Raw genomic sequence first — 14,615 nt, 5'->3', positions numbered from 1 at the left:
GCATACTGCACGTATGGGTACGGACACTGGGCGTGAACCCGAGGGTTGGGGACTGGACCAGTACTGGCGGCGACGGATCTTCGTGCTCGGCGGTGCGCTCGGCGCGGTGGGGCTGCTGGCCTGGGCATGCACCGCGGGCGGGGACGGGGACAAGCAGCCGGCGAAGAGCGCGGCCGTGGCGAGCCCCTCGGCGAGCGCGGCGGTTTCGAGCCTGCCCGCGGCGACCCCCACGGTCACCGTGACGGCGAAGGTCACTCCCGAGGGGTCCGAGGACGGCGACGCCTGCGAACCGGAGGCCGTCGTGATCAACCTGACCGCGACGCGCGAGACGTTCGGCAAGGACGAGGCGCCGCAGTTCCAGGTGACGGCCGTCAACACCGGCGAGCACGCCTGCACGTTCGATGTCGGGTCCAAGTCGCTGGACGTACGCGTCACCTCGGGCGGCGACCGGGTGTGGTCGATGTCCGCGTGCGAGCAGGGGAGCGGCTCGTCCATCCAGATGCTGCGCCGCGGCATCCCGTACGTGACCACCGTGACCTGGGACCGCAAGGCCGGCGACTGCCGCGGCAGGCGCCAGCCGGTGCGTCCCGGTACGTACGCCGCCGACGTCAAGGCCGGCAAGCTGAAGGGCAAGAAGCAGGTCTTCGAGCTGCGCTAGACGTAGCGCTCCAGGATCGAGGACTCGGCCAGGCGGGACAGGCCTTCGCGGACGCTGCGGGCCCGGGACTCGCCTACGCCGCCGACGGCCTGGAGGTCGTCGATGCTGGCGGCCAGGAGCTTCTGCAGGCCGCCGAAGTGCTCGACGAGGCGTTCGACGACCAGGCCCGGCAGGCGCGGGACCTTGGCCAGCAGGCGGTAGCCCTTGGGGCTCACCGGCAGGTCCAGCGCGTCGGAGCCCGCGAAGCCCATCACCTCGGCGACGGTCGACAGGTCGAGCAGCTCGTTGGCCGACAGCAGGTCGAGCGCGCCCAGGGTCTCGGTGACCGCGCGGGTGCGGGCGTCGGGCGGCGGGTAGTCGCGGACGATCAGCTCGCGGTCGACGTCGACGCCGGAGACCAGCTCGTCGAGCTGGAGCGAGAGCAGCCGGCCGTCGGTGCCGAGCTCGACGACATATCCCTCGATCTCGTCGGCGATGCGGCGGACCATTTCGAGCCGCTGCACGACGGCGCTGACGTCGCGGACGGTGACCAGGTCTTCGATCTCCAGCGCCGAGAGGGTGCCCGACACCTCGTCGAGGCGGAGCTTGTAGCGCTCAAGGGTCGCCAGCGCCTGGTTGGCCTTGGACAGGATCGCCGCGGAGTCCTCCAGGACGTAGCGGATGCCGTCGAGGTAGAGCGCGATGATCTGCATCGACTGGCTGACCGAGATCACCGGATGCCGGGTCTGGCGGGCGACGCGTTCGGCCGTGCGGTGGCGGGTGCCCGACTCCTCGGTCGGGATCGTCGGGTCCGGCACGAGGTGCACGGCGGCGCGGACGATGCGGTTGCGGGTGCTGTCGAGCACGATCGCGCCGTCCATCTTGGCCAGCTCGCGCAGCCGCGTGGCGGAGAACTCGACGTCGAGTTCGAAGCCGCCGCTGCACAGCTCCTCGACGAGCCGGTCGTAGCCGAGAACGATCAGGGCGCCGGTGTGGCCCCGCAGGATGCGCTCCAGGCCGTCGCGGATCGACGTGCCCGGGGCCACCGCGGCGAGCGTCGCGCGGCGTCGTTCGTCATGGCCCTTGTCGTTAGTTGGCACCTGGCCCCCGGAGGTCGCTGGACGGCGTCAGTTTACCGAGGAGCTCCACGCGCCGGTTCCTCCCCTGGTAGCAAGCGTGCTGCCGGTGGCGTAATACTCTGGCGTGACTCCTGTTATGTGACCGTAAAGGCCCTTGTCATGAGGGCCGGTGGCCGCATGGGGCCACCGGCGCGTCGTCACGGGGCCGTGAAGGCCACCCGCAGTGCCTGCTGGAGGTCGTCGACCTCCATGACCTTCATGCCCTCGTGGCTGGTGAGCTGGGGATCCGCCTTCTTCAGCGGGGAGCCGTCGCCCAGCTCCAGCGAGCCGCGCGGCACGATCGCGTGCTTGAACCCGAGCCGGGCCGCCTCCGCCAGCCGCCGCTGCACCCCCGGTACGACGCGTACCTCGCCGGCGAGGCCGACCTCGCCCAGCCCGATCAGCGAGCCGGAGAGGGCCTGCTCGGCGGTCGAGCCCGCGACGGCGAGCGCGAGCGCCAGGTCGACGGAGGTCTCGGTCAGCCGCACGCCGCCGACGGTGGAGACGTAGACGTCCTGCTCGTGCATGGAGATCTTGCAGCGCTGGGCGAGGACGGCGAGCACCATCGCCACCCGCGAGGTGTCGAGGCCGGACGTGGCGCGGCGGGGGGACGGCAGCTGCGACTTGGCGACGAGTGCCTGCACCTCGGCGACCAGCGGGCGGCGGCCCTCCAGCGTGACCGTGACGCAGGTGCCGGGCACCGGCTCCTCGCGGCGCGTGAGGAACAGCCCGCTCGGGTCGGGCAGCCCGACGATCCCCAGCTCGGACAGGTCGAAGCAGCCGAGCTCGTCGGTGGGGCCGTAGCGGTTCTTGACGGCGCGGATCATCCGCAGCCGGCTGTGCCGGTCGCCCTCGAAGTAGAGGACGACGTCGACCAGGTGCTCCAGCAGGCGCGGCCCCGCGATCGCGCCCTCCTTGGTCACGTGCCCGACCAGGACCACGGTGACGCCGCGTTCCTTGGCGACCCGGATCAGGTTGGCCGTGACCTCGCGGATCTGGGTGACGCCACCGGGCGCGCCGTCCACCTCGGACGTGCCGATGGTCTGGATCGAGTCGACCACCATCAGCTTGGGCTCGACCGCGTCGACGTGGCCGAGCACCGCCGACAGCTCGGTCTCGGCGGCCAGGTAGAGGTCGTCGGTGACCGCTCCCACCCGATCGGCCCGGAGGCGCACCTGCTCGGCCGACTCCTCGCCCGTCACGTACAGCACGGGTGTGCGGCCCGCAGCCAGCACGGGTGTGCGGCCCGCAGCCGGCGCGGGTGTGCGGCCCGCGGCCGGCACGGGTGTACGGTCCGCGGCCAGCGCGGGTGTATGGCCCGAGGCGTCGTCCGCGCGCTGCCGCGGAACGGGTGACTGCGAGGCCAGCGCGGCGACCTCCAGAAGAAGCGTCGACTTGCCGATGCCAGGCTCTCCGGCCAGCAGCACGACGGAGCCCGGCACCAGGCCGCCGCCCAGGACCCGGTCGAGCTCGTCCAGACCGGTCGGCTTGGACTGCGCCGAACGTACGTCCACCTGGCCGATCGGCTTGGCGGGGGAACTCACGGGACCGGCGGAGACCACCCGCGTGGGTGTCGCCGATCCGGCATCGGTGACCGTGCCCCACGCCTGGCACTCGCCGCACCGGCCCACCCATTTGGAGGTCTGCCAGCCACACTCCGAGCACCGGTACGAGGCCTTAGCCGTCTTCGCCTTCGCCATGTGGACAAACAGTAGAGCTCACCAGTGACACAACGTGCCCACCATGCCGTGGTCGCGGCCGGTGGGACGAGGTTCAGGCGGCCACTGACTTGCGGGTGCGTTCGATGAGGTCGCCCAGGTGGTCGGAGACCAGGCTGGGCCGCTCCAGCATGGACATGTGACCGGCCGTGGGGATGGCCTCCAGACGGGCGGACGGGACGCAGGCGGCGATCTTGAGGCTGTGCTCGATCGGGGTCAGCAGGTCGTTCTCCGCACCGAGCACGAGGGTGTCGACCTTGCCGAGCTCCGCGCACTCGCTGATCACGTCGTAGGAGATCATCGAGTGGAAGAAGTCGATGAGCGCGTCCATCCGGGTGTCGGCCAACATCTCCTCGGTGAACGCGACCGTCGCCGGGCTGGCATCGGGGCCGAAGACGAACTGGTCGAGGAAGAGCAGCGTGCCGTCCCGGCCCAGGTGCCGGACCTTCTCGATGACCTCCGAGCCCGCGCCGAGGGCGCGCAGCGTCCGGGGGAGCACGCGCTGGGTCGAGCGCGCCAGCAGCGCCGGCAGCCCGAGAGTGACCTCGCCGAGTCCGCCGGAGGAGGTGTTGAGCAGGCCGACCGCCTGTACCTTGCGCCCGAGCTCGCCGGAGAAGGCGTCCGCGTACCGCTGGATCGTCATGCCGCCCATCGAGTGGCCGACCAGGATCACCGGCGTCTCGGCGGGCACGGTCTGCTCGATGACCGCGGCCAGGTCGTGGGCCAGCTGGGCGAGGTCGTTGCCGGTGCGGTCGCCGCCGTCGGACCTGCCGTGGCCGCGCTGGTCCCAGAAGACGAGGCGGCCGAGCCCGCGCAGGGCCTTGCGCTGGAAGTGCCAGGAGTCCTGGGTCAACGTCCAGCCGTGGCAGAAGACGACGGCGAGGTCGGTGCGGTCGTCGCCGTCGATCTCGGCGTACAGCCGGGTGCCGTCCGCGGCGCGCACGGGTACCGGACGGCCGCGCAGGGAGCCGAACGGCTCGCCCGCGTGCGCGTCGGGCCGCAGCTGCAGGCGCCGCACGGCGCGGCGCTGTCCGGCCAGCCCGATGCCGGCGGCACCGGCGCCGAGCGCGGTGGCGGCGAGGATGTTTCGGCTCGTCCTGGCTGCACGGCGCATGGGTCCCGACCTCCTGGGGCAGAACGTGTGACGGTAGGGGACGCTATTGTTGTACGGCGGTTCAGTAGGGGGCCAGACCTTGATGGCGAATGTGACCGACTAGTCAGTAACCCCCGCTCAAACGCGACGCCACCATACGTTGACCGCGTAGTCCACCTCGCAGCCCTCGTGCTCGCGCAGGAACTCGGCGGCCAGCTCCTCCGGGAACTCGATGCGCAGCACCGCGGCGAGATCGGCCCGGTCGCCGAACGACCACCGGATCGTCAACGCCTCCCGGGCGAACCCGCGGCGCGTCCAGAAACGTTCGACCGCCCGCGGGTCGTACGACGGCAGCCCGCGCCGGAACCAGCCGCCGAACGTCGACCGGGTCGCGTCGTTGTCGATGATGAGGATCGCGCCACCGCGCCGGACCACGCGGTCGAGCTCGGCCAGGCCCGGCTCGCAGCCGGGGCCGAAGAAGTAGGCCCAGCGGACGTGGACGACGTCGATGGACGCGTCCGGAAGTGGCAGTGCCTGGGCCGCCCCTACACGTACCGTCACATTTGGTACGCCGGCCACTCGCCGCCTGGCGGCCGCCGCAAGACCGGCGTGCGGCTCGACGCCGATCACCTTGGCCGCGTCCCGGGCGAACATCGGCAGGTGGAAGCCCGTTCCGCAGCCGAGATCGAGCACGGTCGCGCCGTCCCAGGGCCTGATGGCGCGCATCGCCGACTCGATCGCGCCGTCCGGGTCGACGGCGCGGTTCTCGATCTCGTAGACCCGCGGGGAGTTCCAGATGTTGGGGCTGGGCACGGCGCCCGGAGCGATGTCGACCACGAGAACAGAGCGTAGTCATCCGGGGCGTCAAGAAATGTGGATCACTTCGGCCGGAAGGTTTCGTCAGCGCCTTCAGCGCATAGGCTTTCCGTTGCGTGAGCGCCGCGGTGCGGGGCAGGGTCATAGCGAGACCCGACCACGCCCCGGGCGGGCACACGACCGAACACTGCCGAGCGACCATCAGGCGAGGGAGCCTTGACCCCGCAGCACAACGGCGTCGTTTCCCCGGGCATTCGTGTCCCGGATGCCCCGATCACGCTGTCCACCGCGTCGGTCTACCCGGAGAAGGTGCCGAGCGCCTTCGAGATCGCGGCACTGCTGGGATACGACGGCATCGAGGTCATGGTCTCCACGGACGCCTCCTCGCAGGACCTCAACGTGCTGCGCAGGCTGTCGGACTACCACCAGATGCCGATCAGATCGATCCACGCGCCCTGCCTGCTGCTGACGCAGCGGGTCTGGGGGCGCGAGCCGTGGGGCAAGCTCGTGCGCTCCAAGGAGGTCGCCGAGGAGCTCGGCGCCGACGTGGTCGTGGTGCATCCGCCGTTCCGCTGGCAGCGGGACTACGCGCGGGAGTTCGTCGAGGGGCTCGCCCGCATGCAGGAGGAGACCGACGTCCTGTTCGCGGTCGAGAACATGTTCCCGCTGAAGGCCCGCGGGGCCGAGGCGGGCATGTACCTCCCCGACTGGGACCCCGTCGACCAGGACTACCCATTCGTGACCCTGGACCTGTCGCACACCGCCGTCTCCGGTTCGGACGCGCTGGAGATGGCGGCGCGGCTGGACGACCGGCTGCGGCACGTCCACCTCGCCGACGGCATCGGCATCACCAACAAGGACGAGCACCTGGTGCCCGGCCGGGGCAACCAGCCGTGCGGCCAGATGCTGGAGAAGCTCGCCGACGACGGCTACCGTGGCCACATCGTCCTGGAGGTCAACACCCGCCGCGCCACCACCCGCGCCGAACGTATGGAGGACCTCGCCGAGGCCCTCGCGTTCACGCGCCTCCACCTCGCCGCGGCCGACCGTACCTGGGAGGTCACCTCGGGCGGAGAGGTCTCGCCCCGGGGCGCCCGGTGACCGAGTCCGCGCGTAAGGAGGGCACGCGCAGGCCTCCGGGACGGCGGCCAGGGCCGACCGAGACCCGCGAGGCGATCCTGACCTCGGCCCGTGAGCTGTTCGCCGAGAAGGGCTACGACGGGGCCTCGCTGCGCGCCATCGCCCGCGGCGCAGGGGTGGATCCCGCGCTCGTGCATCACTTCTTCGGCAACAAGGAGGGCGTCTTCATCGCCGCGATGCGGTTCCCGGTCGATCCCGGCGAACTGCTGCCCAAGCTCCTCGGCACCCCCCGGGCCGACCTGGGCGAGACGATGGTGCGCACGTTCCTGTCGGTGTGGGAGGTTCCGGAGCGGCGCGCGCCCATCATCGCGCTGCTGCGTTCGGCGATGACCAACGAACGCGCCGCGGTGATGATGCGGGAGTTCGTGTCCGCCGCGCTGTTCGCCCGTGCCGCCGCGCTGCACGACATCCCGGTGCTGAGGATCCAGGCAGCCGCCGGCCAGATGATCGGCGTGATGATCCTGCGGTACGTGCTGGAGGTCGAGCCGATCGCCTCGTCCACGCCCGACGAGCTCGTCGAGTTGCTGGCCCCGACCGTTCAGCGCCACCTGGGCTGACTCTCCGCTTTCCGACCCCGTGCCGCCTCGTGGCACGGGGTTTTCGGCGTTCCGGAACGTCCGGGGACCCCCGCCCGGAGGCCGCGGGACCTTGACTCGGGCGGCTCGCGGACTTAAATTCAACACATGATGAGTTCTGGTCCGGCAGCGGTGAGCGTGCGTGACCTGACGGTGGTCCGAGGTGGCCGCGAGGTCCTGCACGGCCTCACGTTCGATGTGCCGCGCGGCTCGGTGGTCGGCCTTCTCGGCCCGAGCGGATGCGGCAAGACCACACTGATGCGCGCCCTCGTCGGCGTGCAGATCGTCAGGAGCGGCACGGTGACCGTGCTCGGTGACCCGGCGGGCTCCAAGGGCCTGCGCCGGCGCGTGGGCTACGCGACGCAGAGCCCCGCCGTCTACGACGACCTGAGCGTCCACGAGAACCTGCGCTACTTCGCCTCGGTGCTCGGGGCGCCGAAGGCGGACGCCGACCGGGTCATCGAGGAGGTCGGCCTCGGCCGGAACCGCGACCAGATCGTCGCGACCCTGTCCGGAGGCCAGCACAGCCGCGCCAACCTGGCGGTGGCCCTGCTGGGCGCGCCGGAGTTGCTGGTGCTGGACGAGCCGACCGTCGGCCTGGACCCGGTCCTGCGCGAGGAACTGTGGCGGCTCTTCCGGGACCTGGCCGAACGGGGCACCACGCTCATGGTCTCCAGCCACGTCATGGACGAGGCGGGCCGCACCGACCGGCTGCTGCTCATGCGCGAGGGCGAGATCCTCGCCGACGACACGCCGGACGGGCTGCGCGCCCGGGTCGGCATCGACGACCTGGAGAAAGTGTTCCTCCAGTTGATCACCGAACGGGAAGGGGCCTCGGCGTGAACGTGTCCATCACCCTGGCGACCATGCGGCGGATCCTGGCCCAGCTCAAGCACGACCACCGCACGATCGGCATGATCGTCGGCGTTCCGACGCTGCTGATGATCCTGCTGCGGTACGTGTTCGACGCGCCCGCGCTCTTCGACCGGATCGGCCCGCTGCTGCTGGGCGTCTTCCCGCTCGTGATCATGTTCGTGGTGACCTCGGTGGCCACGCTGCGCGAGCGGTCGAGCGGCACGCTGGAACGGCTGATGACCATGCCGACCGGCAAGCTCGACCTGCTCCTCGGCTACGCGCTGGCCTTCAGCCTCGTCGCGCTGCTGCAGGTGGGAGTCGTACTGGCGATCTCTCTTACCTGGCTCGACCTCGACCTCAAGGGCTCGATGTGGTCCCTGGTCGTCTCGTCGCTGCTCTGCTCGGTGCTCGGGGTGGCGCTCGGCCTGTTCTCCAGCGCGTTCGCCCGTACGGAGTTCCAGGCGGTGCAGCTCATGCCGGCGTTCGTGCTGCCGCAGATGCTGCTGTGCGGGCTGTTCGTCCCGCGCGACCAGATGGTCGGCTGGCTGGAGGCGATCTCCAACGTCCTGCCGCTCTCGTACACGGTGGACGCGATGAAGGAGGTCACCGTGAGCGCCGACGTCACCGGGGACCTCGTCCGCGACATGGTGGTCATCACGGGGTTCGCGCTGCTGGCGCTCGGGCTCGGCGCGGCCACTCTCCGTCGCCGTACGCCCTGACCTCGAAACCTCCTGACCATGGCTAAAACGGCGGCAATCGGCTGATAGCCTCCGGCGCCATGAGCCCCCTCGACCCGCCAGGCTCCCAGGCACCGCAGGTCCCGCAGCCGCAGCAGCCGCCGCCGCAGGCGCCGCAAACGCAGGCTTCGCATGATCCTGTCGGTCTCTTCGAGGCCACCGCAAAGCCGGACGGGTCGGACGGGCCGGACGGGGCCGCCGGACCTGGCGAACCCCGCGAACCGGAGCCGGGCGGCGGCGGTGGTCACCGTAAGCGCAAGCGCCGGTGGCCTCGCGTCCTGGCCGCGGTGGTGGTCTTCGTCCTCCTGGTCGTGGCCGGGATCGGCGGGCTGATCTGGCAGCGGGAATCCTCGTACAACGGCAACATCGAGCGCATCCCCGGTGCCATGCCGAGCGGCAAGAGCCGTCCGGGCCCGAACGTGACCGGCACGGAGAACTGGCTGCTCGTCGGCTCCGACACCCGGGCCGACCTCGGCACCACGGGCGACGGGGGCCGGGTCTGGAAGCCGGGCGCGCAGCGGTCCGACACGATCATGTTGCTGCACCTGCCGGCCGACCGGAGCAAGGCGTACGTGGTCTCCTTCCCCCGTGACTCGTGGGTCGACATTCCCGGGTACGGCAACCAGAAGATCAACGCCGCCTTCTCGTTCGGCGGCCCGCCGTTGCTGATCGAGACCGTCGAGAAGCTCACCGGCGCGCGGATCGACCACTACGGCGCCATCGACTTCGAGGGCTTCAAGTCCATGACCGACGCGCTCGGCGGCGTCGAGGTGGACATCGCGCAGAGCGTGTACGACCCGGCCCGCAAGGTCAGCTGGCCGGCCGGGCGGCAGAGGCTGGACGGCGAGAAGGCGCTGCTGTTCGTGCGGCAGCGCTACAACCTGCCGAACGGCGACTTCGACCGGATCAAGCGGCAGCAGGCGTTCCTGGGCGCCCTGGCCAAGAAGGCCGCCGACGGCGGGACCATCTCCAACCCGTTCAAGCTGGACCGCTTCCTCTCGGCGTTCACCAAGTCGATCAGCGTCGACGACAAGGTCGACGCCGGCAAGCTGCGGTCGCTGGCGCTCAGCCTCCGCAACATCCGGCCCGCCAACGTGGCGTTCCTCACCGCGCCCAACAAGGGCAGCGCCCAGCGCGGCAAGCAGAGCGTCGTGCTGCTGGACAGGGTCAAGGCCGGGGCGCTCTTCGACGCTCTGAAGACCGCGGAGATGGCCGGTTACGTGAGCAAGTACGGCGGCGTCAACCGCGTTGGCACGGTCTCCTGATCGGGCGGTATCGGCCGGTCCGCGGCCTTCCGCCCCGCGTTCGGCCCAGGTGATCTCCGCTCCCTTCCGGGCATTAACCTGGAGAAGGCCGGACAGAGTCGTCCGACCGGACAAGGGGATGTTGAAGTGCTTCGTCAGGCCCTGCTGGTCGCGTCGCGCAGTGGCGGCGTACGCAAACTCGTGGAGACCGCGCCTCTCACGCGCGATGTCGTGCACCGCTTCGTGGCGGGCGAGTCGGTCGATGACGCCCTGCGCGCCACCGAGTCGCTCACCGGCGAGGGCCTGCTCGTCACCCTGGACGTGCTCGGGGAGGACACCCTCGACGCCGGGCAGGCGGAGGCGACCGTCAAGGGGTACGTCGAGCTGCTCGACCGGCTCGCCGGGGCCGGGCTGGGCACGCGGGCCGAGGTCTCGGTCAAGCTCACCGCCCTCGGCCAGGCGTTCGACGAGGACCTGGCGTTGGAGAACGCGCGCCGCATCTGCACCGCGGCCCGTCAGGCGAGCACCACGGTCACCTTGGACATGGAAGACCACACCACGGTCGACTCCACGCTGCGCATCCTGCATGAGCTGCGCCGTGACTTCCCCGACACGGGCGCCGTCATCCAGTCCTATCTGCGGCGGGCCGAGGAGCACTGCGCCGAGCTCGCGTACGAGGGGTCTCGCGTACGGCTCTGCAAGGGCGCCTACGCCGCTCCAGAGGACGTGGCCTTCGGCAGCAAGGACGAGGTCAACAAGTCGTACGTGCGCTGCATGAAGGTTCTGATGGCAGGCAAGGGCTACCCGATGCTCGCCACGCATGACCCTCGGCTCATCGACATCGCCGGTGCGCTCGCCGTACTGAACGAGCGTGAGCCCGAGAGCTTCGAATACCAGATGCTGTACGGCATCCGCCCGCAGGAGCAGCGCCGCCTGGCCGCCCAGGGAGCGCAGATGCGCGTGTACGTCGCGTACGGCCAGGAGTGGTACGGCTACTTCATGCGCCGTCTGGCCGAGCGCCCAGCCAACCTTGGCTTCTTCCTCAGGTCGCTGGCCAGCAAGTCCTGAGCACGCGCGCCGGCTGCGAGACACGTCGGCTCCGAGACACACCCTAGGCTGGGGAGCGTCCGTTCCCTGTCTGAGGTGTCGAAAATGATCGCGATTCTGGGTGCCGGAAAGATGGGCGAGGCCCTGCTGTCCGGAGTCCTGCGGGCCGGCCGCCGGCCCGCCGAGCTGATGGCCACCGCCCGCCGCGAGGCGCGCGGCGCGCTGCTGCGCGAGCGCTACGGCATCGAGATCGCGACCAACGTCGAGGCGGCCGCGACCGCCGACGTGCTGGTCCTGGCGGTCAAGCCGCAGGACATGGGCGTGCTGCTGGACGAGATAGGCGGGCACATCCCGGCCGGCCGGCTCGTGATCTCGATGGCGGCCGGCATCACCACCGGGTTCATCGAGGCCCGGCTGCCCGAGGGCGTGCCGGTCGTCCGCGTCATGTCCAACACCCCGGTGCACGTGGACGAGGCGATGAGCGTGATCTCGGCCGGGTCGCACGCGGGCGAGGAGCACCTCAAGCTGGCCGAGGAGCTGCTGAGCCCGGTCGGCAAGGTGCTGCGCATCCCCGAGTCGCTGCAGGACGGCGCGACCGCGCTGTCGGGCAGCGGACCGGCGTACTTCTACTACCTGGTCGAGGCGATGGTGGACGCCGGGATCCTGCTCGGCATGCCGCGCGCCGCCGCGCTGGAGATGGTGATCCAGTCGGCCGTGGGCGCCGCGGTCATGCTGCGCGACTCCGGCGAGCACCCCGTGCTGCTGCGCGAGGCGGTGACCTCGCCGGGAGGCACGACCATCGCGGCGATCCGCGAGCTGGAGAAGCACGGTGTACGGGCCGCCGTGCTGGAGGCCATCGAGGCCGCCCGCGACCGCGGGCGCGAGCTCGCCGGCGGCTGATCCCACTTCTCGCGCGGCCCGAACGCCGCGGACGGATAATTCCGCGCGGCCATTGATCCGGAATGGGCATTGTGGCCGTGTAGTGGATATGGGACTTCTGCTGCGCCTGCTCGTGGCCGCCGGCCTGGCCGCCGACGCCTACGCCCACTGGCGGTTCGCCCCCGACATGAAGTTCGTGGAGGGCGGCTCCATCGATGGTGACGTGCTCTTCCGCGCCCAGGCGATCGTCGCCGCCCTGGCCGGGCTGCTCGTGCTCGTGCTGGCCAACCGCGTGACCTACGCGATCGCCTTCGTGGTGGCGGCGAGTGCGGTCGGGGCGCTGCTCCTCTACTACTACGTGGACGTGGGCGCCCTCGGCCCGCTCCCGGACATGTACGACCATGGCTGGTACGGCGAGAAGACGATCAGCCTTGTCGGTGAGGGCATCGCCGCGCTCGCGGCGCTGGCCGGCTTCTTCACCGTGCGTACCGGGACGCGGCGCGACGCGGCGGACCACGCCTCCAGGACGTGAGGCCCGGAAGGTGACGCAGATCTCACCCTTTGACCGGGAGAGGTCAGCCGGGTGGAGATCGATCGGCACGCTTTTACGATGACGCGCATGTCAGTGCGGCGTTACCTCCCCGCGGTCGCGGTCGCCGTGCTGCTGGCCGCCCAGCTCAGTGCCTGCAGCGGCGACGACGAGTCCGACCGCGTGCGGCTGGGCAAGGTGGCACGTTCCGATGTCGCCGAGGTCGTCGAGGCTCCCGGCACCGTCTCGGCGCGTGCCTCCGCGACGTTGCGCGCGTCCGCCGAGGGCACGATCGAGCGCCTGTACGTGGGGGACGGCGACCGCGTGCGGGAGGGCGACGTCCTCGCCAGGATCGGTTCGCCCACGGCCCGGGAGCAGCTCGCCCAGGCCCGTGAGGCCGACGGTTCGCTGGCCGGAGGCGGCGTCAGCATGCCCGCCGCCCTCGACATGTCGGGCTTGCAGCGTAGGACCGACCGGAGCGCGCGACGGGGTTTCGCCGCCGCCCGCAAGGTCGCCCTGAAGATCCCCGACCTGCGGCAACGCGCGCTCGTCCTCGCCGGGATCGCCCGCGCCGAGGGCGAGTACCAGGCCGCCGCCGCGGCCGCCCGCGACGCCGTCGCCCGCCTGAACGCGGGGCTCGGCAGCGTCGGCAACGCCTTCTCCTCGATCACCGCGGCCCAGCGGGTGCAGACGCGCGCCGCCGTCCGGGCCGCCGAACGGACCGTCAAGGCCCTCACGATCAAGGCGCCGTTCGACGGCGTCGTCAGCCTGGGCGGCCCGGCGGGCGGCGGGGGCGGCCTCGGCGACCTGGCGGGCCGGCTGCCGCAGCAACTCTCCGGGCAGGGCGGCGCGGGCGGTTCCGCCGCGTCCGGCCTGGCGGCGCTGGGCGGTCTCGGCGGTCTCGGCGGCGGTGGCGCCAAGGACGCCTCCTCGGTCGCGACGGGCGCCCCGGTCTCCGGCGGCGACGCGGTGGTCACGGTCACCGACGTGTCCCGGTTGTCCCTCTCCGCCGACGTCGACGAGACCGACGTCCTCCAGATCCGGGAGGGCGTCGACGCCGACGTGGAGTTCGACGCCGTCCAGGGCGGCACGTACACCGCCGAGGTCACCGGCATCGGCGTCACCCCGAAGGAGTCCACCGGCGGCGGCGTCACGTACAAGGTCACGCTCGTCCTCAAGGAGGGCACCCTCTCCGGCGGCGGCCGGGCGCCCATGCCCAAGCCGGGGATGAGCGCGGTGGTCAACCTGCGCGTACGCGAGGTGACGGACGTGTTGTCGGTGCCCTCCGCGGCGATCGTCAGCAGCGGCCGGGAGTCGGTCGTGTGGGCGGTGGTCGGCGGCCGGGCGGAGCGGCGCGTGGTCCGGCTGGGCGCCCAGGGCGACACCACCGTCGAGGTCACCCGCGGCCTCAGGGAGGGCGAGGAGGTCGTCGTCCGCGGCGCCGACGCGATCCGGCAGGGCCAGGAGCTCTCCTCGTGACCGAGCCCGCGCCCGAGCCGGCACACGAGCGCCAGCCCGCGCCCAAGCCCGCGCCCGAACGGGCGCACGCGGCGCTCGAAGCGGTGAACGTCACCCGCACGTACCGGATGGACGGCGTGGAGGTGACGGCCCTTCGCGGCGTGAACGTGCGCATCGACGAGGGCGAGTTCGTCGCGATCCTCGGTCCCTCGGGATCGGGCAAGTCCACGCTCATGCACCTGCTGGGCTGTCTCGACCGCCCGACCGGCGGGCTCCTGCGCATCGGCGGCAAGGACGTCGCGAAGCTCAGCGAGACCGAACTGGCCGAGCTCCGCAACTCGCGGATCGGGTTCGTCTTCCAGTCGTTCCACCTGCTGGCCCGGACGAGCGCGCGGGAGAACGTGGCGCTCCCGCTGGTCTACCGCGGGGTGGGGCGCGGCGAACGGCGGCGGCGGGCCACCTCCGCGCTCGACACCGTCGGCCTGGCGCACCGGCTCGCTCACCGTCCCAGCCAGCTGTCGGGCGGCGAGCAGCAGCGGGTGGCGATCGCGCGGGCGCTGGTCGGCGATCCCGGGGTGGTGCTGGCGGACGAGCCCACCGGCAACCTCGACACCCGTACCGGTCATGAGGTGATGGATCTGCTCGAACGGCTCAACACCGAGCAGGGCGTGGCGATCGTCCTGGTCACGCACGAGCCGGACGTGGCCGGACGCGCCCGGCGGCAGATCCACATCCGCGACGGCCTCATCGAACGCGACGTCTCGTGAGG

Annotated in this window: 15 protein-coding genes; 11 read left to right on the top strand and 4 right to left on the bottom strand. The window is 71.3% G+C overall.

Annotated features, from left to right (window positions below):
• Positions 1–13: 13 nt before the first annotated feature.
• The gene (locus ABD333_RS23130; protein WP_344544038.1) at positions 14–658 is read left to right on the top strand and encodes a hypothetical protein; all 645 of its coding nucleotides are present in this window, start codon (positions 14–16) and stop codon (positions 656–658) included.
• On the opposite strand, the gene disA is transcribed toward ABD333_RS23130, so the two are convergent.
• The 4 genes from disA to ABD333_RS23110 form a co-directional block, all read right to left on the bottom strand.
• Entirely contained in the window at positions 655–1,737 is a 1,083-nt protein-coding gene (gene disA, locus ABD333_RS23125) for a DNA integrity scanning diadenylate cyclase DisA (RefSeq protein ID WP_344544037.1), read from the bottom strand. The two genes, ABD333_RS23130 and disA, sit on opposite strands and share 4 nt — an antisense overlap.
• A gap of 176 nt (positions 1,738–1,913) precedes the next feature.
• On the bottom strand, positions 1,914–3,455 hold the full coding sequence (radA, locus tag ABD333_RS23120) for a DNA repair protein RadA (protein ID WP_344544036.1): 1,542 nt from the start codon (positions 3,453–3,455) through the stop codon (positions 1,914–1,916).
• 73 nt (positions 3,456–3,528) lie between these two features.
• Positions 3,529–4,587: an alpha/beta fold hydrolase gene (locus ABD333_RS23115; RefSeq protein WP_344544035.1), complete on the bottom strand. Its 1,059-nt coding sequence runs from the start codon at positions 4,585–4,587 to the stop codon at positions 3,529–3,531.
• 117 nt (positions 4,588–4,704) lie between these two features.
• Positions 4,705–5,403, bottom strand: coding sequence for a class I SAM-dependent methyltransferase (locus ABD333_RS23110; protein WP_344544034.1), 699 nt, complete (start codon positions 5,401–5,403; stop codon positions 4,705–4,707).
• A 195-nt stretch (positions 5,404–5,598) separates the two neighbouring features.
• Here ABD333_RS23110 and ABD333_RS23105 point away from each other — a divergent pair, with 195 nt between their 5' ends.
• The 10 genes from ABD333_RS23105 to ABD333_RS23060 all read left to right on the top strand — a co-directional run bounded on the left by ABD333_RS23105 (position 5,599) and on the right by ABD333_RS23060 (position 14,613).
• Positions 5,599–6,483, top strand: a complete 885-nt coding sequence (locus ABD333_RS23105; RefSeq protein WP_344544033.1) for a sugar phosphate isomerase/epimerase family protein — start codon at positions 5,599–5,601, stop codon at positions 6,481–6,483.
• Positions 6,480–7,079 (top strand): TetR/AcrR family transcriptional regulator, encoded by a 600-nt coding sequence (locus ABD333_RS23100; RefSeq protein ID WP_344544032.1) that lies wholly within the window; start codon positions 6,480–6,482, stop codon positions 7,077–7,079. Before ABD333_RS23105 ends, ABD333_RS23100 begins: the two co-directional genes overlap by 4 nt.
• A gap of 126 nt (positions 7,080–7,205) precedes the next feature.
• Positions 7,206–7,940, top strand: coding sequence for an ABC transporter ATP-binding protein (locus ABD333_RS23095; protein ID WP_344544031.1), 735 nt, complete (start codon positions 7,206–7,208; stop codon positions 7,938–7,940).
• Entirely contained in the window at positions 7,937–8,671 is a 735-nt protein-coding gene (locus ABD333_RS23090; RefSeq protein WP_344544030.1) for an ABC transporter permease, read from the top strand. The genes ABD333_RS23095 and ABD333_RS23090 overlap by 4 nt, the downstream gene beginning before the upstream one ends.
• A 59-nt stretch (positions 8,672–8,730) precedes the next feature.
• Entirely contained in the window at positions 8,731–9,954 is a 1,224-nt protein-coding gene (locus ABD333_RS23085) for an LCP family protein (protein WP_344544029.1), read from the top strand.
• Between the two features lie 126 nt (positions 9,955–10,080).
• A complete protein-coding gene (locus tag ABD333_RS23080; RefSeq protein ID WP_344544028.1) occupies positions 10,081–11,001 on the top strand; it encodes a proline dehydrogenase family protein in 921 nt (306 codons plus the stop codon).
• An 84-nt stretch (positions 11,002–11,085) separates the two neighbouring features.
• Positions 11,086–11,880 carry a pyrroline-5-carboxylate reductase gene (gene proC / locus ABD333_RS23075; RefSeq protein ID WP_344544027.1) on the top strand — a complete coding sequence of 265 codons (795 nt, stop codon included), beginning with the start codon at positions 11,086–11,088 and terminating at the stop codon, positions 11,878–11,880.
• Positions 11,881–11,968: 88 nt separating this feature from the next.
• On the top strand, positions 11,969–12,391 hold the full coding sequence (locus tag ABD333_RS23070; RefSeq protein WP_344544026.1) for a hypothetical protein: 423 nt from the start codon (positions 11,969–11,971) through the stop codon (positions 12,389–12,391).
• 87 nt (positions 12,392–12,478) lie between these two features.
• Entirely contained in the window at positions 12,479–13,867 is a 1,389-nt protein-coding gene (locus ABD333_RS23065; protein ID WP_344544025.1) for an efflux RND transporter periplasmic adaptor subunit, read from the top strand.
• 107 nt (positions 13,868–13,974) lie between these two features.
• The gene (locus ABD333_RS23060) at positions 13,975–14,613 is read left to right on the top strand and encodes an ABC transporter ATP-binding protein (RefSeq protein ID WP_410557041.1); all 639 of its coding nucleotides are present in this window, start codon (positions 13,975–13,977) and stop codon (positions 14,611–14,613) included.
• The last annotated feature ends 2 nt before the right edge of the window (positions 14,614–14,615 follow it).

The sequence above is a fragment of the Actinomadura fulvescens genome (assembly GCF_039533225.1).
Lineage (GTDB): Bacteria > Actinomycetota > Actinomycetes > Streptosporangiales > Streptosporangiaceae > Spirillospora > Spirillospora fulvescens.
The sequence above is the reverse complement of the archived record's forward strand: the minus strand, read 5'-3'. Positions and strand labels throughout refer to the sequence as shown.